Source organism: Pasteurella sp. P03HT (genome assembly GCF_054052285.1).
Genome location: NZ_JBSIUM010000006.1, coordinates 17,736 through 40,013 on the forward strand (window position 1 = coordinate 17,736; position 22,278 = coordinate 40,013).

The 22,278-nt window shown below is 40.0% G+C and carries 19 protein-coding genes and 1 tRNA gene; 13 read left to right on the forward strand and 7 right to left on the reverse strand.

The features are described 5' to 3' along the window. The first annotated feature begins 219 nt into the window (after positions 1-219). Both ACWIT3_RS06100 and dcuC read left to right on the forward strand, forming a co-directional pair. Positions 220-1,341, forward strand: coding sequence for a M20 family metallopeptidase (locus ACWIT3_RS06100; RefSeq protein ID WP_457161881.1), 1,122 nt, complete (start codon positions 220-222; stop codon positions 1,339-1,341). A gap of 12 nt (positions 1,342-1,353) precedes the next feature. After that, positions 1,354-2,748, forward strand: coding sequence for a C4-dicarboxylate transporter DcuC (gene dcuC, locus ACWIT3_RS06105; RefSeq protein WP_457161882.1), 1,395 nt, complete (start codon positions 1,354-1,356; stop codon positions 2,746-2,748). Between the two features lie 72 nt (positions 2,749-2,820). Here dcuC and ACWIT3_RS06110 read toward each other — a convergent pair whose 3' ends face one another. Further along, positions 2,821-3,630 (reverse strand): hypothetical protein, encoded by an 810-nt coding sequence (locus tag ACWIT3_RS06110; protein ID WP_457161883.1) that lies wholly within the window; start codon positions 3,628-3,630, stop codon positions 2,821-2,823. Between the two features lie 131 nt (positions 3,631-3,761). Between ACWIT3_RS06110 and ACWIT3_RS06115 the strand changes: the two genes are divergently transcribed. The 7 genes from ACWIT3_RS06115 to nrdG all read left to right on the forward strand — a co-directional run bounded on the left by ACWIT3_RS06115 (position 3,762) and on the right by nrdG (position 13,250). After that, positions 3,762-4,442: a trimeric intracellular cation channel family protein gene (locus ACWIT3_RS06115; protein WP_457161884.1), complete on the forward strand. Its 681-nt coding sequence runs from the start codon at positions 3,762-3,764 to the stop codon at positions 4,440-4,442. 15 nt (positions 4,443-4,457) lie between these two features. Then, complete coding sequence (gene proA / locus ACWIT3_RS06120; protein ID WP_457161885.1) at positions 4,458-5,720, forward strand: glutamate-5-semialdehyde dehydrogenase; 1,263 nt, start codon at positions 4,458-4,460, stop codon at positions 5,718-5,720. Between the two features lie 129 nt (positions 5,721-5,849). After that, a complete protein-coding gene (gene lysC / locus ACWIT3_RS06125) occupies positions 5,850-7,202 on the forward strand; it encodes a lysine-sensitive aspartokinase 3 (RefSeq protein ID WP_457161886.1) in 1,353 nt (450 codons plus the stop codon). Between the two features lie 178 nt (positions 7,203-7,380). After that, on the forward strand, positions 7,381-8,679 hold the full coding sequence (gene purA / locus ACWIT3_RS06130) for an adenylosuccinate synthase (RefSeq protein WP_457161887.1): 1,299 nt from the start codon (positions 7,381-7,383) through the stop codon (positions 8,677-8,679). Between the two features lie 200 nt (positions 8,680-8,879). Then, positions 8,880-10,286, forward strand: a complete 1,407-nt coding sequence (locus ACWIT3_RS06135) for a cytochrome-c peroxidase (RefSeq protein WP_457161888.1) — start codon at positions 8,880-8,882, stop codon at positions 10,284-10,286. Positions 10,287-10,582: 296 nt separating this feature from the next. Next, positions 10,583-12,724, forward strand: a complete 2,142-nt coding sequence (gene nrdD / locus ACWIT3_RS06140) for an anaerobic ribonucleoside-triphosphate reductase (protein WP_457161889.1) — start codon at positions 10,583-10,585, stop codon at positions 12,722-12,724. A 61-nt stretch (positions 12,725-12,785) separates the two neighbouring features. Continuing rightward, positions 12,786-13,250, forward strand: a complete 465-nt coding sequence (gene nrdG / locus ACWIT3_RS06145) for an anaerobic ribonucleoside-triphosphate reductase-activating protein (RefSeq protein ID WP_457161890.1) — start codon at positions 12,786-12,788, stop codon at positions 13,248-13,250. Positions 13,251-13,281: 31 nt separating this feature from the next. Here the strand turns inward: nrdG and ACWIT3_RS06150 are convergent, their stop codons facing one another. From ACWIT3_RS06150 to ACWIT3_RS06160, 3 genes are all read right to left on the reverse strand, one after another. Next, positions 13,282-14,073, reverse strand: a complete 792-nt coding sequence (locus ACWIT3_RS06150) for a TatD family hydrolase (protein ID WP_457161891.1) — start codon at positions 14,071-14,073, stop codon at positions 13,282-13,284. A 64-nt stretch (positions 14,074-14,137) separates the two neighbouring features. Continuing rightward, positions 14,138-14,689, reverse strand: coding sequence for a peptidylprolyl isomerase (locus ACWIT3_RS06155; protein WP_457161892.1), 552 nt, complete (start codon positions 14,687-14,689; stop codon positions 14,138-14,140). 43 nt (positions 14,690-14,732) lie between these two features. Further along, positions 14,733-15,242 (reverse strand): peptidylprolyl isomerase, encoded by a 510-nt coding sequence (locus tag ACWIT3_RS06160; RefSeq protein WP_457161893.1) that lies wholly within the window; start codon positions 15,240-15,242, stop codon positions 14,733-14,735. Positions 15,243-15,389: 147 nt separating this feature from the next. Here ACWIT3_RS06160 and cysS point away from each other — a divergent pair, with 147 nt between their 5' ends. Beyond that, the gene (cysS, locus tag ACWIT3_RS06165; RefSeq protein WP_457161894.1) at positions 15,390-16,769 is read left to right on the forward strand and encodes a cysteine--tRNA ligase; all 1,380 of its coding nucleotides are present in this window, start codon (positions 15,390-15,392) and stop codon (positions 16,767-16,769) included. A gap of 73 nt (positions 16,770-16,842) precedes the next feature. Here the strand turns inward: cysS and ACWIT3_RS06170 are convergent, their stop codons facing one another. From ACWIT3_RS06170 to dauA, 3 genes are all read right to left on the reverse strand, one after another. After that, positions 16,843-17,487, reverse strand: a complete 645-nt coding sequence (locus tag ACWIT3_RS06170) for a tellurite resistance TerB family protein (RefSeq protein ID WP_457161895.1) — start codon at positions 17,485-17,487, stop codon at positions 16,843-16,845. A 111-nt stretch (positions 17,488-17,598) separates the two neighbouring features. Further along, complete coding sequence (locus ACWIT3_RS06175; protein ID WP_457161896.1) at positions 17,599-18,240, reverse strand: bifunctional 4-hydroxy-2-oxoglutarate aldolase/2-dehydro-3-deoxy-phosphogluconate aldolase; 642 nt, start codon at positions 18,238-18,240, stop codon at positions 17,599-17,601. Positions 18,241-18,253: 13 nt separating this feature from the next. Continuing rightward, positions 18,254-19,996 (reverse strand): C4-dicarboxylic acid transporter DauA, encoded by a 1,743-nt coding sequence (gene dauA, locus ACWIT3_RS06180; RefSeq protein ID WP_457161897.1) that lies wholly within the window; start codon positions 19,994-19,996, stop codon positions 18,254-18,256. Between the two features lie 136 nt (positions 19,997-20,132). Between dauA and ACWIT3_RS06185 the strand changes: the two genes are divergently transcribed. The 3 genes from ACWIT3_RS06185 (at position 20,133) to ACWIT3_RS06195 (ending at position 22,274) form a co-directional block, all read left to right on the forward strand. After that, positions 20,133-20,222 (forward strand) — tRNA-Ser (locus ACWIT3_RS06185). Between the two features lie 200 nt (positions 20,223-20,422). Beyond that, a complete protein-coding gene (locus ACWIT3_RS06190; protein ID WP_457161898.1) occupies positions 20,423-21,640 on the forward strand; it encodes a tyrosine-type recombinase/integrase in 1,218 nt (405 codons plus the stop codon). Between the two features lie 427 nt (positions 21,641-22,067). Continuing rightward, on the forward strand, positions 22,068-22,274 hold the full coding sequence (locus tag ACWIT3_RS06195) for a helix-turn-helix transcriptional regulator (protein ID WP_457161899.1): 207 nt from the start codon (positions 22,068-22,070) through the stop codon (positions 22,272-22,274). Positions 22,275-22,278 lie beyond the last annotated feature (4 nt).

Sequence of the window (22,278 nt, forward strand, 5' to 3'; positions counted from 1 at the left end):
TATTTCCTTTTCTTCCTTTTCTTCCTTTTATCCCCTTTCTCATCATAAACTGATGTCAGTTTGCTAAATTTATGTGATCCTTCCCACAAATATCATTATTTCCTTTCAGATTAAATTGCTATTTCTACGAACAATATGTAAGTATTTAGGTTAAGTAATATTGTGCTGTTTGCTTTTTAATTTGATTTGGTTGAAGTCATATGTAAGAAGGAAAAGTCTATGTTATTAAATTCATTTCTTAAAGATCTTGAATCTCTCGTCAATATCGATAGCTATAGCTACGATCCTGTTGGTAAATCAAAAGTTGTCGCCTTTTTTAAACAAAAATTTCAATCTATTGGTTGGATAGTCGAAGAACATTTTCTAGATGAAAAAGTCGGATCTGCATTAGTTTGTAAAAACACGTTATCTGATGAATTCGATGTTGTTTTATCTGGTCATATGGATACCGTGTTTAAAACTGGTACTGTCAGGGAAAGACCATTCAAAATTGAAGGTGATAAAGCCTTTGGTCCTGGCATTGCAGATATGAAAGCAGGCTTGCTTGCTGGGTTTTATGCGTGTAAAACGCTGACGGAAGAAAAAGCGTTACAACATGCCAAAGTATGTGTGTTATTCAATCCTGACGAAGAAATCAGTTCTATTTATTCCCGTCCATTATTAGAACAATTTGCGCGAAAAACCCGCTATGCCATTATTCTCGAAGCCGCACGAATTAATGGTAATCTGGTAAATGAGCGAAAAGGTATCGGTAAGTATGTGATTGAATTTTTAGGTAAATCTGCCCATTCTGCAGTAGACCCTCAAAATGGTGCAAACGCGATTAATGCGTTTATTCGTATTGCACAAGACTTGCTGAATAGTACTGCACCAGAAAAAGGCACAACAATGAATATTGGTACTGTAGAAGGTGGTACCACACCTAATACAGTCCCTGATTATGTTAAAACACAGATTGATTGCCGTTTTACCTCCATTGAAGAAAGTGAACGGTTAAATCAAGTTATTTATGCGCTCCATGATACTGTCACCGAAGAACGCGTCAAAATCAAAGTATCAGGTGGGATTACTCGTCCACCTTGGCGTCGTACAGAAGCAGGCTTGAAATTCTGTGCGGCAGTAGATGAAATTAAAAACAAGCTTGGTATCAAAGCAGAATGGGAATCCACTGCTGGTGGCTCTGATGGTAATTTTTTTGCCGCACTTGGCGCGGTAGTGATTGATGGAATGGGACCAAGTGGAGGAAAATGGCACAGCCCAGATGAGTACCTCAACATTGATTCGATTGAACCAAGAATAAAGTTAGTCAGTGAAGTCGTGAAATATTGTACCCAAAAATAAAGGAGAATACTTATGTTAGGACTTTTACTAGGATTAGTGGTCACTCTTCTTGTTGGCTACCTGATCGTAAAAAAATATAAAGCCCAATTTGTTTTACTCTGTGGCGGGATTATTTTAATGTGCTTTGCGGTACTATTCGGACTTGGAGAAATATTACCTGCAAATAAATCAACGGGTTGGGTCGGTTTCGATATTTTTGAATTTATCAAAAACTTATTCAGTACTCGTGCTGCCGATCTTGGTTTAATGATCATGGCAGTCGGGGGCTTCGCTCGTTATATGGATAAAATTGGTGCCAGCGAAGCACTCGTCAATGTTGCAGTTAAACCATTAAATGCTATTAAAGCTCCTTACTTAGTCCTTGCATTAGCGTATATCATCGGACAAATTCTCAATGTGTTTATTCCTAGTGCTTCTGGACTTGGGCTTTTACTCATGCTGACAATCTTCCCTATTCTCGTCAATCTTGGGGTCAGCAGAGAAGGCGCCGCTGCCCTCATTGCAACGACAGCTTGTTTAGACTTAGGACCTGCGTCAGGTAACGCAGTACTCGCGGCCAAAACAGCTAACATTGATATTGCTGAGTATTTTGTTGGATACCAACTTAAATTAGCAATTATCACTATGCTTGTCATTGCCACTTCCCATTTCTTTGTACAAAAATGGTTTGATAAAAAACAAGCTTTAACTGGTGGTGGAAGTGTCATGGATAATGGTACAGAGACAGACACAAAAGTGGAAAACAAAAACGAGTCCACCCAACCAATCCCAACTCTTTACATTTTATTACCGCTCCTCCCCCTTGTCCTTATTTTAACTTTCAGCAAATTGCTGATCAGCAGTATCAAAATGAACGTTGCAACGGCGATGATCATCAGCTTGTTTATCGCCATGTTATTTGAATTTGTCAGAAAAAAAGACGTGAAACAGGTCTTTGCTGAAATGCAAGTGTTCTTCGATGGTATGGGCAAACAATTTGCGGCAGTCGTAACTTTAATTGTCGCAGGTGAAACTTTTGCGAAAGGCTTAACCGCAGTAGGCGCTATTGATACGATTATTTCAAGCGCTCAAACTGTTGGCTTCGGTGTCTTCTCGATGACGTTAGTCATGGTGTTAATCATTGCACTCTCCGCTATCGTCATGGGTTCAGGTAACGCGCCGTTCTTTGCCTTTGCTGCCCTTGCTCCTAAAGTGGCTACGGGATTAGGTATTTCACCAGTCTTAATGGTCTTACCGATGCAATTAGTGGCAGGTATCGCACGAAGTATGTCACCGATTACCGCAGTAATTGTCGCCGTTTCAGGTGTCGCTAACGTGTCACCATTTGACTTAATTAAGCGTACGGCACTGCCAATGGCATTTGCTTTAATGACTGTTTTCTTCGGTACCTTCATTCTCTATCATTAAATAAGATAGGAAGATCAAAAAAACGGGCGTGGATTGGCGCCCGTTTTTGTTGACAGCTCAATTGATTTAAAATCAAACAATATAAGCAAAGTTCGCCCATAATGGCAATGAGGCGGAAAGAAACAATAAAAAGAACAAAGTTTGGTAACCCAATGTCCATTGTTTAAAGATATGCAAGCCTATTACACCAGCAATAACAAGATGTAAGACAAAATACAGAAGCCAAGCGAATTCATTCACATAACTCACCGAATTTAATAGATAAAATAATAAACCCAATGTACTAACTGCATTCAGCAATAATGTGACTAACATCAATAAAGGGAATAATGCAATTAAACCTTGCAGCCGATTACGTGATATCACTAAAGCAAGATTCGCTAGAATCAGCCCCACTAATCCCTGTGCAAAAAGATTATATTGCGCCACAGAAACCCGCGGTATTTCGATAAACATCAACAAATAACACACACAACCCAAGACACCAATGATACTCGCCATGATCAACATAGACCGTCTTAATTGTATATCTTGTGGTTGATGCCAAGCGCCGAGAACTAATGCGATACCACATAAACTGATCATATCAGTGAAGATCAAATGATAATTAGAGAATACACTGATGAAAAACCATACTCCCCAAAATAACGCAAAATACCCATTAACTCGGCGTAAACGTGAACGTTGACCTGGACAAATTTGCCCTTTAGAGAAAACTAATAGACAAATCAGTTGTGCGACTAATACTGCAAAACCAAGATGAGAAATGGCTTTAGCTTGAGTTTGTAAAAATAACGCAAAAAAATCAATGCCTAACAACAAGACGATTGGTAAAAGCGAAAAAAGTGCGGTTAAAAAAGGGGACTGTTTTTGTTCTGACATAATGAACCTAACCTCAAGAAAATGAATTTGCCAATTATGCAAGAATTCAAAACGGCGGTCAAAATTTCCTATTCTTTTAGTCGATTCCCCTCTAAAATAATGCCATTTTGAATCGCACTTTAAGGACAACTATGCTGTTAAGTGTTTTATATATTATTGGTATTACCGCTGAAGCGATTACTGGCGCACTGGCTGCAGGGCGTGAAAAAATGGATATTTTCGGCGTAATCATCATTGCATCAATGACAGCAATTGGTGGCGGCTCAGTGCGCGATGTCTTATTAGGGCACTACCCGCTTGGCTGGGTAAAAAATCCTGAATATTTTCTCATTGTCGCGGGTGCTGCCGTTCTCACTGTCTTTATCGTTCCCTTTATTCGTCGATTCATGCGTTATTTTCATACCGTTTTCTTGGTCCTTGATGCATTAGGTTTAATCGTTTTTTCCATAATTGGCGCACAAATTGCGTTAGATATGGGACATGGCTTTACGATCGCAACGATTGCCGCCATTATTACTGGTGCATTCGGTGGGGTATTACGCGACTTATTGTGTAATCGTATCCCATTGGTTTTTCAAAAAGAACTCTATGCAAGCATTGCGTTAATTGCTACCAGTATTTATATTGGTCTACAACACCTCAACCTCGATCAAAACCTCGTCATTATTATCACATTAATTAGTGGCTTTATCGCTCGATTATTAGCCATTTATTTTGAATGGGGACTGCCAGTGTTTGACTACCAAGAACAAACGCTCTCAAAACAGGATAACCATGATAAATTACCGCAAAAAACAAAATGGAAGAAATAATAAGGAATAAACACAATGAGTCTCGATTTAGAAAAAATGGGAAAACAAGCAAAGCATGCAGCTTTTGTGTTATCACAGCTTTCTCAACAACAAAAAAATAATGCTCTACAAGCGATTGCAGACCAACTTGAAATACAAGCCGATGCCATTCTTGCTGCGAACCAAAAAGATATTACTGCAGCAAAACAACAAGGTTTATCTGAAGCAATTCTTGATCGTTTATTGCTTACTAAAGCACGCCTAATCAGCATCGCAAACGATGTCCGCCATGTGATGACTCTCCCCGATCCTGTTGGGAAAATGATAGATGGTGGGGTACTAGACAGTGGGCTGAAAATAGAACGCATTCGAGTGCCAATTGGAGTAATCGGTACCATTTATGAGGCACGTCCAAACGTCACAATCGATGTCGCCACCCTATGCTTAAAAACTGGAAATGCCGTGATTTTACGTGGAGGTAAAGAAACACAGCACTCTAACAAAATCTTAGTTGAGGTTATCCAACAAGCACTGGCGCAATCAGGTCTCCCACAATATGCGGTACAAGCCATTACGGATCCTGATCGCGCGTTAGTGATGGCATTACTTAAATTAGATCGTTATGTCGATATGATCATTCCTCGCGGAGGCGCGAGCTTACACGAACTATGTAAACAACATTCAACAATTCCCGTGATTGTTGGAGGAATTGGTGTGTGTCATTTGTTTGTTGAAGAAAGTGCGGATCTAGACAAAGCGTTACCGCTAATTGACAATGCGAAAACTCAACGTCCGAGCACGTGTAACACGTTAGAAACGCTATTAGTACAACGCACTATTGCAGCGCACTTTTTACCTAAACTTGCAGCGCAATTACACAGCAAACCTGTCAAATTCCATGCAGATCCTACCGCACTTTCTCTCTTGCAAGCGGTGCATGCCAATGTGGAACCGCTACAAGAATCACAATTACGTCAAGAATGGCTTACTTATGACTTAAATGTGGTCATTGTCGAAGACTTAGCTGAAGCTGTTGAACATATTCGTGAATATGGCAGCCAACATTCTGATGGCATCTTAACTCGTTCACAACAACTTGCACAACAATTCGTCAAACAAGTAGATTCTGCGGCAGTCTATATCAATGCAAGTACGCGCTTTACGGATGGTGGACAATTTGGCTTAGGCGCCGAAGTAGCGGTTAGCACCCAAAAACTGCATGCACGTGGTCCGATGGGCTTAGAGGCGTTAACGACTTATAAATGGGTTTGTACGGGAGACTACACCTCAAGAAGCTAATCACATAAAAATGGGAGACGTTCATCTTATCAAATACATTTTTACAGAATTTATTTGACAATTTTTTTATAAATCGTTATTTGTTTCATTTCACACAACATCATAACAATAATTTGAAAGGAGCCACTCATGTCTCACCTCTCTATTGCAAAATTTGGCGGAACAAGCGTTGCGAATTATGCTGCGATGCGAGCATCCGCTAAAATTGTCATTCATGATCCGAACACGCGTGTTGTTGTCCTATCCGCTTCAGCGGGTGTCACCAATTTGTTGGTTGCGCTCGCCAATGGTTGTGATAGTCACGAACGGGCAAAACGCCTTAATGAAGTCCGTCAAATTCAAGAAAATATTCTTAATGAATTAAAAGATGACCGCGAAGTCCGCCCCAAAATTGAAAAACTCCTTGCGAATATTGAATCACTTGCAGAAGCCGCTAGCTTAGCAACCTCATTGGCACTGACAGATGAATTAATTAGCCAAGGTGAAATGATGTCCTCTCTGATTTTTGTCGAAATCTTACGAGAATTAAATACTTCAGCAACATGGGTAGATGTGCGAACAATCATTGCCACGGACAGTCATTTTGGTAAAGCCATTCCCGATGATGAAAAAACACAAAAAAACAGTGACCAGATGCTAAAACCTCTGATTGATCGCGGTGAGTTGATTATCACACAAGGATTCATTGGACGTGATCCGCAAGGGAAAACTACAACATTAGGACGCGGTGGCAGCGACTATTCAGCTGCTTTACTTGCTGAAGTACTACATGCTAAAGATGTGTTAATTTGGACTGATGTGGCAGGGATCTATACTACCGATCCGCGTATCGTCCCTGCCGCAAAACGCATCGATACCATGAGTTTTTCAGAGGCCGCGGAAATGGCGACATTTGGTGCAAAAGTATTACATCCCGCAACACTACTCCCTGCAGTACGCAGCAATATCCCTGTTTATGTTGGGTCAAGTAAAGCGCCAGAAGCTGGTGGCACATGGGTAACACGTGATCCTCAGCCAAGACCGACATTTCGCGCCATTGCATTACGTCGAGATCAAACGCTTTTAACATTATCAAGCTTAAATATGCTACATGCTCAAGGCTTTTTAGCGAAAGTTTTTACTATTTTGGCAAAATATAAAATCTCTGTCGATGTTGTCACTACATCAGAAGTGAGCATTGCTTTAACCTTAGATAAAACAGGCTCTGCCTCATCTGGTACAAGCTTACTTTCTGCCGAGCTGATTGATGAATTAAGCAAACTTTGTAGCGTAAAAATTGATAGCGATTTATCATTAGTGGCATTAATTGGCAATGAATTGCATACTTCTTCTGGCATTGCCAAACGTATTTTCGATACCCTAGAAAATTATAATATCCGTTCTATTTGTTACGGCGCAAGTACGAATAATATTTGTATATTAGTCCATAATAACAATGCTGATGATATTGTTTCAGCCCTGCACCAAGCACTATTTGAATAACTTAACCATCAAAGTGCGGTTAAAAAAGAATCCATATTTTAACCGCACTTTTCTTTTCTCCTTCCATTTATGAATCACCAAATAAAAACGTAAATAGCATTGAGATTAGCGTCAGAAAATAGTAAAGTAATCCGTTGTTCATTTTATTTATAGACTAGGCTTAAAGGCGGAAAATACTATGGGAAAAAGTGTTGTTATCTTAGGTGCACAGTGGGGCGACGAAGGTAAAGGAAAAATTGTTGATTTACTCACTGATCGCGTCAAATACGTGGTGCGTTATCAGGGAGGACACAATGCAGGTCACACCTTAATTATCAATGGTGAAAAGACCGTACTTCGTTTAATTCCATCTGGTATTTTACGTGAGAATGTGACCTGCTTAATCGGCAACGGTGTTGTCCTCTCACCAGCCGCACTCATGCAAGAAATGGGGGAGCTTGAAAGTCGTGGTATTCATGTACGTGAACGTTTATTAATTTCAGAAGCATGCCCATTAATTCTTCCTTATCATGTTGCGATGGACCATGCTCGTGAAGCCGCACTCGGTAAAAACAAAATTGGGACAACGGGGCGTGGTATTGGTCCTGCTTATGAAGACAAAGTTGCACGTCGTGGCTTACGCGTGGGAGACCTCTTTGATCGCGCTGCTTTCGCTGAAAAATTAAAAAACCTTTTAGACTACTATAACTTCCAATTAGTGCATTACTATAAAGCTGAGCCTGTTGATTTCCAAAAAACGTTAGATGATGTCATGGCTGTTGCAGATATCATTACAGGTATGGTTGCTGACGTAACCACCATCTTAGACCAAGCACGTTTAAATGGCGACAATATTTTATTTGAAGGTGCACAAGGTACAATGTTAGATATCGACCATGGCACTTATCCATTTGTCACTAGCTCAAATACGACAGCGGGTGGTGTAGCGACAGGTGCGGGTTTTGGTCCACGCAACCTTGACTATGTATTAGGTATTATAAAAGCTTACTGTACACGCGTCGGTGGCGGTCCATTCACAACAGAATTATTTGATGAAGTCGGTGCAGAAATTGCACGTAAAGGAAATGAATTTGGTGCAGTGACAGGACGTCCACGTCGCTGTGGCTGGTTTGATGCCGTCGCGATTCGCCGTGCGATCCAATTAAACTCCATTTCAGGTTTTTGTATGACAAAACTGGATGTATTAGATGGTTTCGATGAAGTCAAAATCTGCGTCGCTTACAAAATGCCAAATGGTGATATCGTTGAATATGCGCCACTTGCCGCAAAAGACTGGGAAGGTGTTGAACCAATTTATGAAACTATGCCAGGTTGGAAAGAAAATACGTTCGGGGTTACTGATGTTGCTCAGCTCCCTGAAGCATGCCGTAATTATGTAAAACGTATTGAAGAAGTCACTGGTGTTCCAGTAGATATTCTTTCAACGGGTCCAGATCGTGTCGAAACCATGATCTTACGTGATCCATTCCAAGCATAATACATTCAACTCATTGAAAATATTCAGAAATGGAAAGTCATCTTTACTTTCCATTTTTTCTCCTCTTCTTCTTTTTTCAATTGGGAAAACTGATTGATTCAATAGATTAAGCAAATTAAATTTCTTATTCCAGATCAATATTTCCTTACACTTTGTGATGCTAATATAAGCACGCACAGTGATGAGAGGAGTGCTTATCTATGAAAATTAAAACAATATTCTTATCTGCCATTGCATTAGCAACAGCAGGTTTTTTAGGAACGGTGGGCTATGTTCATGTTTATGATAAAGAGCAAGCTGAAACCTTGTTAGCACAAACACAGTTATCAGGAGAAGCACAAAAAGTCGCTAAAGTCTTCTATGATAATGGTTGTCAATATTGCCATACTTCTAACGCCGAATTGCCTTTCTATGCAAATTTCCCTATTGCAGATAAAATTATGCAAGAGGATATTCAAAAAGGTACACGTGTATTCTTGCTCAATGATATTTTGGATGGCTTAAAAGATCCAAGTAAAGTATCCGAAGTGAGTTTAGCGAAATTGGAACAAGTATTAAGCAACGATGAAATGCCAATTTCAAAATTTATTCATGTGCATTGGGGCTCTCGTCCTGACGCAGAAGAAAAAGCCACAGTCTTAAATTGGATTAGAAAAGAACGTCAAGCGCACTTCTTACCCGCCAATACAGAGGGAACGGATCCAAATCGTCTTGTACAACCAATTCCAGATAAACTCGATACGGATCCATTAAAAGTGGCTTTAGGTAATATGTTATACCACGATGGGCGTTTATCTGGCGATGGCACTATCCAATGCCATACTTGCCATCAACTTAAGCTTGGTGGAACAGATGGTTTGGCTGTCTCTGTGGGGATTGATGGATTAAAAGGTGGCATTAATGCACCAACCGTCTATAACGCTGCATTTAATATCTTACAATTCTGGGATGGTCGTGCTCAGGATCTTGCTGCACAAGCAGGTGGTCCACCACTCAACCCTGTTGAAATGGGCTCTAAAAACTGGGATGAAATTGTGGCGAAACTCGAACAAGACGAGCACTTTAAGCAACAATTTTTAGCTGTTTACCCTGAAATCAATGAAGCGACAATAACCCACGCGATCGCTGAATTTGAGAAAACCTTAATCACCCCAAATAGTGCATTTGACCGCTATCTTAAAGGGGATAAAAATGCATTGACGCCGCAACAAGTGCGTGGTTATGAATTATTTAAAGCAAACAAATGCGATACATGCCATGTGGGTGTAGCAATGGGTGGACAATCTTTTGAATATATGGGTCTATTTGATGACTATTTTGCTGCAAGAGGAACACCATTAACAGATGCCGATCAAGGTCGCTTCGCACATACGCAAGACCCTGCTGATATGCATAAGTTTAAAGTACCAACATTACGTAATATTGCATTAACTGCGCCTTATATGCACGATGCGAGAACTAGCGACTTGCAAGAAGCTGTACGTATCATGTTACATTATCAAAGTGGTAAAGACTTACCGAAACAAGATATTGCGGATATCACCGCTTTCTTAGAAAGCTTAACAGGTGAATATCAAGGTAAACCATTAACACTTGAAGCAAAATAATCCGATCGTGTATTTCCTTTTAAACCAGCCCGAGAGCACGCTCTCAGGCTGGTTTTCTTTCTTAGCATCCCCTCATCTATTCTTTGATCTAGATCACATTTTGATAAAATATATTTGAGAATAATTATCAAATGAGTTTCAGCATTTTATTAATAAAACCAAAGAGTAATCTCCTTAATCCTCCTCATTTTTAACCAAAAAATAACAAAAACCACAATATATTGTGGTTGAAAATAAAATTACTCCTATATATAGTACCTTCGTTCTTTAGGTCACAGGAAAATGGGGTAAACATTATGTCAACTTTCTTGGTTATTAAACGCGATGGTTCACGGGCAAATTTTGAAATCCAGCGAATTATCAATGCGATAAAAAAAGCAGCACAAGCAGTCAATATCGATGATGAACGTTACTGCCACCAGATTGGACAACACGTATTTGAGCATATTTTTACTCATTACCAAAAAGAAATTGATATTAGCCATATCCAAACCATTGTAGAAAATCATTTGATGTCAAGCCAATATCCTGAAATTGCACGTGCTTATATTGAATATCGCCATGATCGTGATCTTGCTCGTGAAAAACGTAGCCTTTTAACAAAAGAAATTGAGGGGCTAATTCAACAAAGTAACATTGAGCTGTTAAATGAAAATGCCAATAAAGATGCTAAAGTCATTCCGACACAACGTGATTTGTTAGCGGGAATTGTGGCGAAACATTATGCTAAACGCTATATCTTGCCTAAAGATGTCGTAGAGGCACATGAAAAAGGGGAAATTCATTACCATGATCTTGATTATGCCCCTTTTTTTCCAATGTTTAACTGTATGCTCGTTGATTTAAAGGGCATGTTAAATCATGGGTTTAAAATGGGGAATGCGGAAATTGAGCCGCCTAAATCGATTACCACTGCAGCTGCCGTGACCGCCCAGATCATTGCTCAAGTCGCAAGCCATATTTATGGCGGTACCACAATTAATCGCATTGATGAGGTCTTAGCGCCTTATGTCCAACTCAGCTATGAAAAACACCTCAAAATCGCAGCACAATGGCAAGTACCTGACGCCGAGAGCTATGCTAACGCGTTGATTGAAAAAGAGTGTTTCGATGCCTTTCAATCCTTAGAATATGAAGTCAATACATTGCACACATCAAATGGTCAAACGCCTTTTGTGACATTTGGCTTTGGACTTGGTACGAGCTGGCAAGCACAATTAATCCAACGTGCTATTTTAAAAAATCGTTTACGTGGTCTAGGGAAAAATCATAAAACCCCAGTTTTCCCGAAATTAGTGTTCACGATTAAAAAAGGGGTCAATCAATCTCCAACAGACCCCAACTACAGCATTAAGCAACTGGCTTTAGAATGCGCCTCCAAACGCATGTACCCAGATATTCTCAACTATGAACAAGTAGTTAAGGTGACAGGCTCATTCAAAGCACCAATGGGGTGCCGCAGTTTTCTCGGTGTCTATATCGAAAAGGGAGAAGAACAACATGATGGACGTAACAATCTTGGCGTAGTGAGTTTGAACTTACCACGAATTGCGATTGAGGCGACACGTCGGCAGCCTGAACAAAGTGCGGTTACATTTTACCATATTTTAGATCAGCGCCTTGCAATTGCAAAAAAAGCGTTAATGACTCGAATCGCACGCTTGGAAAATACTAAAGCACGCGTCGCCCCAATTCTTTATATGGAAGGTGCATGTGGTGTACGTTTAAAAGCAAATGATAATATCGCACCGATTTTTAAAAATGGACGAGCATCGATTTCATTAGGCTATATTGGTATTCATGAAACAATCAATGCCTTATATGGAAATAAACATATTTATGATGATGAACAGTTGCGTCAAAAAGGGATTGAAATTGTGCAATACCTCAATCATGCAGTACAACAATGGAAAGCTGAAACAGGTTACGCTTTTAGCCTTTATTCCACACCAAGTGAAAACTTATGTGATCGCTTCTGCCGCTTAGATACCAAACAATTTGGCGTTATCCCAGGGGTCACGGATAAAGGTTATTACACCAATAGCTATCATTTAGATGTCGAGAAAAAAGTCAATCCATACGACAAAATCGATTTTGAACAGCCTTATCCCCCATTAGCTAATGGCGGTTTCATTTGCTATGGTGAATACCCGAATATCCAGCACAATTTGAAAGCATTGGAAGACGTGTGGGACTATAGCTATGATCGAGTTCCATACTATGGCACGAATACCCCTATTGATGAGTGTTATGAATGTGGTTTCACGGGGGAATTTGACTGTACCAGTAAAGGTTTTACTTGTCCAAAATGTGGCAATCATGACAGTGAAAAAGTCTCAGTGACACGTCGTGTTTGCGGGTACCTTGGTAGTCCTGATGCCAGACCATTTAATGCGGGTAAACAAGAAGAAGTCAAACGACGCGTGAAACATTTGTAACCTAGCAAGAACAGACAATCAATCATGTTGATGGTATTAAGTGAGATAGCAAGTCAATAAAATGAACTATATTCAATATTATCCTACTGATATTGTGAATGGTGAGGGGACACGCTGTACCTTGTTTGTCAGTGGCTGTACGCATGCTTGTCGAGGCTGTTACAACAAAAAAAGCTGGTCCTTTCATGCAGGTCGCCCATTTGACTTACTCATGGAAGAACAAATTTTACGAGACCTAAAAGACACTCGAATTAAACGTCAAGGACTGACGCTAACAGGGGGCGATCCCCTTCACCCTGATAATCTGTCTACTCTACTCCCTTTTGTTAAACGATTGAAACAAGCCTGTCCAGACAAAGATCTGTGGGTCTGGACAGGTTACCAATTACAAGAACTGAATGCCATACAGCGTCAAATTTTGCCGTATATTGATGTCTTGATTGATGGTAAGTTTGAACAGGACAAGGCAGATCCCAGCCTAGCTTGGCGCGGTTCATCAAATCAAATGATTTATCGATTTAAATAAACCAGATCTTATAAAGTGGATTACAAAATGGCTAAGAAGCAAAAAGCTTGATACTTTGCAGCCAAATTGTTTCTTCAATTTTTTCTGGTGTTTCTGATCTTAATTGACATAGATGTTGGAAGATATTAACCACACGTTCAGGGCGGTTGGCTTGTCCTTGAAAGCTAAATACAGGCATATCGGGAGAATCTGTTTCTAATACTAAACAATCCAAGGGTAATCGACGAATCGTATCACGGGTTTTGTTTGCGCGTTGATAAGTAATCGTGCCACCGACACCAATTTTATAGCCTAAATCTACGAAGCGTTTAGCTTGCTCGTAACTCCCAGAAAAACCATGTATCACACCACATCGCGTTAATCGAATACGTTTTAGAAAAGAGAATAAATGTTCATGAGCACGACGAGAATGTAAATTGACAGGTAAATCATGTTGTTGTGCTAAATACAGTTGTGTTTCTAGAAACTGACACTGCTTATGCCAAAGTGCATCAGTTAGCAACTCAGCAACACCACGTTCTAATCCAATTTCGGCAATGGCAGTACAATTTGGATTGTGATTAGTCAATTTACTTGCCAAGACATCAAGATCCTGTTGAGAATGTTGTTCAATATACAAGGGGTGCAACCCTAATCCATAGTACAGCTGTTTAGGGTAGGCAGCCACCATGTTCTCAATCGTTTCAAAATCTTTAGCTAATACCGCAACCAGCAAAATTTTATTCACACCGACCTGCAAAGCCTGTGCTAGCAATTGTTCTAGCGGGATTTGCGTATCACGCTGCAAATAATCTAAATGAGTATGGGTATCAAAAAATGCCATCGCGATTCCTAATAAAAAACAGCCAATCAAACAGGCTGTTTAAGCAGTTCATGTAAGCTGCCGCTTATTCTACTGACACGGATTGAATGACGACAGGTTGTTTTGGCACATCACGATGAAAACCTGAACGCCCTGTTTCAACTTGACTGATTTTGTCAACCACATCCATGCCTTCAATCACCTGACCAAAGACAGCATAGCCCCAACCTTGCGCAGTTTCAGCACTAAAATCTAAAAACGCATTATCAACGGTATTAATAAAAAATTGAGATGTTGCTGAATGGGGATCAGAAGTACGTGCCATCGCAACGGTACCACGTAAATTTTTCAATCCATTGTTAGCTTCATTTTTAATCGGTGAATGGGCTTTCTTTTGTTTCATCTCACGATCAAATCCACCCGCTTGCACCATAAACCCATTAATAACACGATGAAAAATAGTACCGTCATAAAAACCTGCTTGGCTATATTCAAGGAAGTTCTGACTCGAAATAGGCGCCTTGTCTTGTGCCAAGGCAATTTTAATTGCGCCGAAATTAGTATGCAAAATCACCTGTTTTGCTTGTGCTCCCACGGCAACGAAAGCGATAAAAAGTGCGGTCAAAAATTTACTCATTTTCTTTTTCCTAGAAAATTCCCCTCAAATGAGGGGAATCGTATTATGCAACGGTCACAGAAGTAATCACAACATCTTCTTTTGGTACGTCTTGGTGGAAACCTTTATTTCCTGTCGCAACGCCCTTAATTTTATCAACCACCTCCATGCCTTCAACCACTTCACCAAATACAGCATATCCCCATTCTTGTACGACTTTTTTACCGAATAACTCTTTTGAACGATGATCTAAAAAAGTATTGTCTGCGACATTAATAAAAAATTGTGCCGTTGCAGAATGTGGGTCAGATGTTCTCGCCATCGCAATGGTACCACGCGTATTACTGAGTCCATTATTGGCTTCATTTTGGATAGGGGCACGCGTATTTTTCTCACGCATCCCCGCTTCCATCCCCCCACCTTGAATCATAAATCCATCGATAACACGGTGAAAAATTGTGTTATTATAAAAACCACTTTGACAGTAGTTTAAAAAGTTTTCTGCTGTAATGGGTGCTTTTTCATGATTTAATTCAATTTTGATGTCACCCAAGTTAGTGTGTAATGTAATCATTGCCCTTATCCTCGCAAATTTCAAAGCATTTATTATTCCATAAAAGTGCTAGAAATGCTATAAAGTGACAATTCTAGACAGCAGAACAGCCCCTTTTGATGATGCCGTCATTTTTAACAATATTAAAAAGAATAAGAGAACAAACTGATGCTAAAAATTTTCAATACGCTGACGAGAGAAAAAGAAATCTTTAAACCGATTCATGATAATAAAGTCGGCATGTATGTGTGTGGTATTACTGTCTACGATTTATGCCATGTTGGGCATGGACGTACTTTCGTTTGTTTTGATGTCATCGCTCGTTACCTTCGTTATTTAGGCTATGAGTTAACTTATGTCCGTAACATTACCGATGTAGATGACAAAATCATCAAACGCGCATTAGAAAATAAAGAAAGCTGTGAGCAATTGGTCGATCGCATGGTGCTTGAAATGTACAAAGATTTTGATGCACTTCATGTTTTGCGTCCTGATGTAGAACCCCGTGCTACCCACCATATTCCTGAAATCATTACGATCGTACAAAAACTCATTGAGCGTGGGCATGCTTATGTCGCAGAAAATGGCGATGTGATGTTTGATGTCGAAAGTTTTCAGCAATACGGTAAATTATCTCGCCAAAATTTAGAACAATTACAAGCTGGTGCACGGGTTGAAATTGTGGATATTAAGAAAAATCCAATGGATTTTGTTCTCTGGAAAATGTCAAAACCAGAGGAACCAAGCTGGTCATCCCCTTGGGGAGCAGGTCGCCCAGGTTGGCATATCGAATGCTCTGCGATGAATTACAAAGAATTAGGAGAACATTTTGATATTCACGGGGGCGGTTCTGACTTGATGTTCCCTCATCATGAAAATGAAATTGCACAATCTTGCTGTGCTCATGGTAACAACTACGTCAACTATTGGATTCATTCTGGCATGATCATGGTAGACAAAGAAAAAATGTCAAAATCGCTCGGTAATTTCTTTACACTTCGTGATGTATTACAACATTATGATGCAGAAAGCGTACGTTATTTCTTACTTAGCGCACACTATCGTAGTCAATTAAATTACAGCGATGAAAACCTGAATCTAGCACATGGCGCATTAGAGCGTTTGTATACGGCATTACGTGGAACGGATCCTACCGCAGTTGCGCTTGGTGGTGAGCAGTATCTAACTGCCTTCAAAGAAGCGATGGACGACGATTTCAATACCCCAAACGCCATTTCTGTCTTATTTGAAATAGCACGTGAAATCAATAAACTCAAAACAGAAAACATGACACGTGCCAACGAACTTGCTGCTCGTTTACGAGAAATGGCTGACGTACTGGGGTTATTGTATCAAGATCCTGAAGCTTTTTTACAAGCAGGTTCAAATGAAGAAGATGTAGAACGCATTGAAGCATTAATTAAACAACGTAATGATGCACGCGCCGCTAAAGATTGGGCAACGGCAGACGCGGCACGCAATCAACTGACAGAAATGGGGATTGTATTAGAAGACAGCGCAAATGGTACAACATGGCGTAAAGTCTAAACAGACTCTCAATACCAATATGGCAAGGTCAACAACCTTGCCATATTTTATTTATTCTCTGAGCAAACCACGCTTAAAAACCAGCTTGCTTTTCTAATTGCTCGACTAATGCCTCTTCTAAATGTAAGGCTGTCGCTAACTGTGATAAGAACACGATTTCTTTTCGTGTTAATTCTTGGCAAACCATACGCGCAGCAAGATAAACTTGTGTTGCCAATGCAGTATCATCACCGACAATTTTGGCAATCTCAGTGATGGTGATAGGATGTGCCATTTCTTGTGCTAACCACTGTTGTAATGCTGGGTCATTCCCCCCTTCTTCTGCAATCAATGCGCTTTCTTTATCATCAATCAGGCCATCTGATGCTGCTGCCGCAATCATCGTACGTAAAATAATTGCGCCCGTTTCCTCCGCTTGTTGTGTTGCTTCAAAGTGTGCTGCTGATACACTTTGTTCAGAAGAAGACGGCGTTATCTGTTTTTGCTGATAAGCTTGGTAAGCTTGATAAGCAATACTTCCCAAGGCAGCCAATGATCCAAGTTTCGTTAATTTTGCGCCACCACTTCGACCTAATACCATTGACAATATTCCTGCTAATGCTGCACCGCCACCTAGTTTTGTGATGGTATCCGCGGTATTCTGGCTTGGCTTATTAAGCTTTTCGGTGGATTTTGTTACCGTTCCTAATACTTCATTTAAAATACGATTAAAATTCATACTTGCTTTCCTTCATAATCAATGTGAATAAGGATAATATTGGACAAGTTTAAAGCAAAAAAATTCCCCGCCCCGCGAGAAATAAAACAATCCACCCCATTTTCTTTGCGTCTAAGTACGTGTCAACATGACAGTTTCTTGAGTCAGACGAGCAATCTCTTGCCAATTTTGTGCTTGAATCAACGCCTTTTCGACAAACCATGATCCACCACAGGCAATGACATTAGGAATTGCAAGGTACTCTTTTATATTTTTGATGTTCACGCCGCCTGTGGGCATGAGATTGAGCATTGAGTAAGGTCCTAATAATGCCTTAATCATCTTCACGCCCCCCGAGGCTTCTGCGGGAAAGAATTTTACTGTTTCGATCCCCATTTCTAATGCGGCTTCAATCGACATTGGATTATTCACACCAGGAATAATCGGCAAACCAAGATCCTGACAACGTTTCACAATATTCGGATTAAAGCCAGGGGTGACGATACAATCTGCCCCTGCATTTTTTGCTTGTAACACTTGCTCTGCCGTTAATACTGTCCCTGCTGCAATTAACATCTCAGGCTGATTTTCTCTCAATAAACGAATTGCTTGCTCAGCGGCAGCTGAACGAAAGGTAATTTCAGCCACTGGCAAATCACATTTCATTAACATGCGTGCTAAAGGTAAAATATGTTCTGCTTGATCTAGTGCAATCACTGGCACAAGCCGGCATTGGCGCAATGTTTCCAGTAATGGTATGGCATGATAAGACATTTCTTCTCCTCGACTATCCTTCTTGCTGCTCAAAAGCGCGAATTTTATGAAACGCATCGGATAAATCTGATGCAAAATTAATTTTCTGAATTTCCGCGACAGTATTCGATTTAACTAACATACGAAGTGGCTGAAATTGCATATTACATAGATAAAGCTGTTGATGTGGCAGCATATGTTGCACAAAACGTGTTAACGCATGAATCCCCCCTGTATCTAATACAGTAACCGCATCACATTGCAGCACGATATGTTTAATCTCATGATCCGTGTGTACCGTTTTATCATGTAAATCAGCAAATAAATTATCTGCCGCAGCAAAAAATAATGGTCCACTAATACGATATACCAGCACATCATTTAAATCTTCAGGATGTGCCATTTCAATCGATTTGGTCATTTCTGCAATCGTACGGATAAATAATAAGCTGGCTAATAATACCCCGACACTAATCGCAATCACCATATCAAAAATGACAGTTAAAACTAAACAAGTGAGTAAAACCGCAATTTCATTACGCCCAGAACGACGAAGCAGCTGAATGATTTGAGGAACATTTGCCATATTCCAAGCAACAATAAGGAGCAACGCTGCCATGGAGGAAAGAGGTAAATAAGACAGCGCTCTAGCAAAAAAGAGCAAAGCAAACAAGACCAGTAACGCGTGGACCATACTGGATATTGGTGATACTGCCCCCGCTTTTACGTTGGCGACTGAACGTGCAATCGCCGCCGTTGCCGTGATTCCCCCCAAGAAAGGGGCGGCAATATTTCCTAATCCCTGAGCTAATAATTCATCATTCGAGTGATGTTTCGTATCTGTCATATTATCTAAAATGACCGCGCACAATAACGACTCAATAGCACCGAGTACTGCCATAGAAAATGCGGCAGGCAACAACGCTTGTATTGTGTCTAAATTCCACTGAATGACTTCACCTTGTGCATTTGGAATCGCCCATGGCAACATCAATTCAGGCAGTGCATTGGGGATCCCGAATCCAGTCGAACCATCCGATAACGTATATTGGAATGCTGAGCCGATGGTCGCAACATCGTACCCTAAAGCAATCAACGCTAAAGAAAGAACAGTGGCAATCATTACGGCAGGTAGATGACCTGGGATTGCTAAACGTAACTTATTCCATTGTGTTAGCACGAATAAAGTGACAATCCCAACACTTGCATCCGCCCAGTTAATTGTCGGAAGTGCGGTCGCAATCGTTTGAACTTTTTCAAGATAATGCGCAGGCATCGCCACAATACTCAAGCCTAAAAAATCTTTAATTTGCAAAGTCGCGATCACAACCCCAATACCGCAGGTAAAACCCAGCGTTACAGGTAAAGGTATATATTCAATCAAACGACCTAAACGAAATAGTGCCATTAACACGAGAATGACACCCGACAAGAGTGTTGCCATAAGCAACCCGCCTAATCCAAATTGTTGGGTGACGGGATATAAAATGACAACAAAGGCAGCAGTTGGTCCCGAAACATTAAATCGAGAGCCCCCTGTGAGCGCAATAATCAACCCTGCAATAATCGCAGTATAAAGTCCATGTTGAGGCGCCACCCCACTCGCAATTGCCAATGCCATTGATAACGGGATCGCAATAACACCAACTGTCAATCCAGCAATCGTGTCTTTTACGAGCGAACGACGTGTATAGCCCGCACGAAAGCTATCTTTTAATGCACTAAAAGGCTTAACGGCTAAAAAGACATTTTTGCTGAGAAACCATTTCTTTAACATAATAAATTAAGACCTAAAAATAAAAAAAAACAACATGGTTTATTTTATCGCAAATTACGAATGACTTTTATGCTCTAACGCAAAAAATACTTGACTAAACTACGTTAAATTTTTATAGTGCACAGCCTATCAAGATGGTGAGATGTCCGAGTGGTTGAAGGAGCACGCCTGGAAAGCGTGTATGTGCGAAAGTGCATCGAGGGTTCGAATCCCTCTCTCACCGCCAGTGAATTGTAAATTAGCGTTTGTCTTGTCAAAAAACCAATGAAAAACAACAAACTATCATTTTTCATTGTGTACGCCTTGTAAATAAATGTTTGTCATTGTAGTCGTTTATTGTTCCTTTGATGTTCCCTCTTAAATTAGGGACAAAAAACAGGGAACAATAAGCCATATTTTACTTATTTTCATAAGAGATTTTTAACAATGGCAAAATCAATCAAACCCTTAAATGACACACAAATCAAAAGCCTAAAACCACAAGCAAAGGAATACTTAAAAGCTGACGGCTATAATCTTTATTTAATGGTTACGCCTACAAATTCTAAAATTTGGCGATTTATTTATTCACACCCAACAACTAAAAAACGCATAAAAAAAACTCTAGGTCACTACCCCTTTTTATCTCTTTTGAAAGCAAGGGAACAAGCCCGAGAGTTTAATTCACTGTTAGCCGAAAAATTAGACCCTTTTGAATATGCAGAACAGCAAGCCAAAAAAGAAGAATTACTGTCATTGACTGTAAGGGAAATGGCTGACATTTGGAAAACAAAAAAACAAATGGAAGTACTACCTGATACTTTCAAAGATTTATGGGCTAGATTGGAAAGGTGGCTATTCCCACAATTTGGCAAGGTTCGCTTATCTGACTTAGATATTAGATCAGTCATTCAATATTTTGAGAATGTTTATTTAGATCACCCCGACACTGTAAGGAAGGTAGTGCGGTATTTTATCAATATATTAGATAGAGCCGTTTTATTAGGTTATTTAAAATACAACCCTATTGCAGCGTTAAAAGGCGAATTTAGAAAACCATTTAATAGAAATCAGCCAGCAATTCACTATTCTGAATTACCTGTTTTTATGCGGTTATTAACAAAATCTAGCTTGCTTCCAATGACAAAACTATTAATAGAATGGCAACTTTTAACAATGGTTAGACCAATAGAGGCAGTGATGGCGGAATGGCATGAAATCGATTTGGAAAACGCCCTTTGGAATATCCCAGCCTATAAAATGAAAGGAGAAAGAGATAAGAAGAAACCACATTCTGTTCCTTTATCTTTTCAAGCACTGGAATTATTAAAAGAAATTAAAAAGCTAAACTCTGGGCGTTCAAGCTTCCTTTTCCCACACCGTACTGACAGTAAACAATATTGCAGCAGATCAACAGCCAACTGTGGAATAAAGCGAATAGATAACGGCTCATATAAAGGCAAGTTTACTTCTCACGGTATAAGGGCAACCGCTAGAACCTATTTAACGGATATAGGCATAGATCATTTTGTTGCAGAGGCTTGCCTTGCTCACGTTGCTGGAGATAAAGTTAGCCGTACTTATAACCGTTCAGATTATCTCGCCTTGCGACGTGATGCTATGCAGAAGTGGGGCGATTATGTAGAACGGTGTAAACATAACTAAACCTGATTAAAAAGCGACTTGTTCGCTTTTTTTTCTTTTGAAAAATCGCAGTCAAAGCCTCGCCACGCCTGCACGCTAAAGTTGTCGCTTTTAACGCAAATATTCACCTCGCTTGGAACTAAACACGGTATGGGGCGAACATATTTTTTAAAATGCGTTCTTACTACGCAAACCAACGCACAAAAACGCAAAATAACGCAACCATTTTTAACCGTATAATTCCCTAAATTTTCCCCAAAAGCACCGCACTTTTCACCAATCCCACTATGTCCCCTATTTTTTAGCCTTGTATTGCCTCTTTTTTGTGAATTTAGCTTATACAACCGCAACAAAATGACACGAAAACGCCTCTTTTATATGCTTAAACCGAACCAATAAGAACGGTTACGAACAACTACGGAAAAAAAGATAAAAAAGGGGCTTATATGTGAATGAGTTAAACAAAAAAGAACGTTTTATTAGCCTAGAGGAAGTGATAAACCGCACCAGTTTAAAAAAAACCGCAATTTATTCACAAATTCAAAAAGGGCTATTTCCTCGCCCAATTAATTTAGGCATTCATCGTACAGCGTGGCTAGAAAGTGAAATTGACAACTGGATAGCAAGCAAAATACAACAAAACCGAAAGGAATGAACCA

What these genes read in the sequence shown, in the direction of transcription:
- lysC (WP_457161886.1), top strand. Translation starts at nt 5,850, where the DNA reads ATGTCTCACCTCTCTATTGCAAAATTTGGCGGAACAAGCGTTGCGAAT.
- ACWIT3_RS06175 (WP_457161896.1), bottom strand. Translation starts at nt 18,240, where the DNA reads ATGTCTTATCATGCCATACCATTACTGGAAACATTGCGCCAATGCCGG.
- proA (WP_457161885.1), top strand. Translation starts at nt 4,458, where the DNA reads ATGAGTCTCGATTTAGAAAAAATGGGAAAACAAGCAAAGCATGCAGCT.
- nrdD (WP_457161889.1), top strand. Translation starts at nt 10,583, where the DNA reads ATGTCAACTTTCTTGGTTATTAAACGCGATGGTTCACGGGCAAATTTT.
- purA (WP_457161887.1), top strand. Translation starts at nt 7,381, where the DNA reads ATGGGAAAAAGTGTTGTTATCTTAGGTGCACAGTGGGGCGACGAAGGT.
- cysS (WP_457161894.1), top strand. Translation starts at nt 15,390, where the DNA reads ATGCTAAAAATTTTCAATACGCTGACGAGAGAAAAAGAAATCTTTAAA.
- ACWIT3_RS06160 (WP_457161893.1), bottom strand. Translation starts at nt 15,242, where the DNA reads ATGATTACATTACACACTAACTTGGGTGACATCAAAATTGAATTAAAT.
- ACWIT3_RS06115 (WP_457161884.1), top strand. Translation starts at nt 3,762, where the DNA reads ATGCTGTTAAGTGTTTTATATATTATTGGTATTACCGCTGAAGCGATT.
- ACWIT3_RS06190 (WP_457161898.1), top strand. Translation starts at nt 20,423, where the DNA reads ATGGCAAAATCAATCAAACCCTTAAATGACACACAAATCAAAAGCCTA.
- ACWIT3_RS06155 (WP_457161892.1), bottom strand. Translation starts at nt 14,689, where the DNA reads ATGAGTAAATTTTTGACCGCACTTTTTATCGCTTTCGTTGCCGTGGGA.
- ACWIT3_RS06110 (WP_457161883.1), bottom strand. Translation starts at nt 3,630, where the DNA reads ATGTCAGAACAAAAACAGTCCCCTTTTTTAACCGCACTTTTTTCGCTT.
- ACWIT3_RS06170 (WP_457161895.1), bottom strand. Translation starts at nt 17,487, where the DNA reads ATGAATTTTAATCGTATTTTAAATGAAGTATTAGGAACGGTAACAAAA.
- dcuC (WP_457161882.1), top strand. Translation starts at nt 1,354, where the DNA reads ATGTTAGGACTTTTACTAGGATTAGTGGTCACTCTTCTTGTTGGCTAC.
- ACWIT3_RS06150 (WP_457161891.1), bottom strand. Translation starts at nt 14,073, where the DNA reads ATGGCATTTTTTGATACCCATACTCATTTAGATTATTTGCAGCGTGAT.
- ACWIT3_RS06135 (WP_457161888.1), top strand. Translation starts at nt 8,880, where the DNA reads ATGAAAATTAAAACAATATTCTTATCTGCCATTGCATTAGCAACAGCA.
- nrdG (WP_457161890.1), top strand. Translation starts at nt 12,786, where the DNA reads ATGAACTATATTCAATATTATCCTACTGATATTGTGAATGGTGAGGGG.
- ACWIT3_RS06100 (WP_457161881.1), top strand. Translation starts at nt 220, where the DNA reads ATGTTATTAAATTCATTTCTTAAAGATCTTGAATCTCTCGTCAATATC.
- dauA (WP_457161897.1), bottom strand. Translation starts at nt 19,996, where the DNA reads ATGTTAAAGAAATGGTTTCTCAGCAAAAATGTCTTTTTAGCCGTTAAG.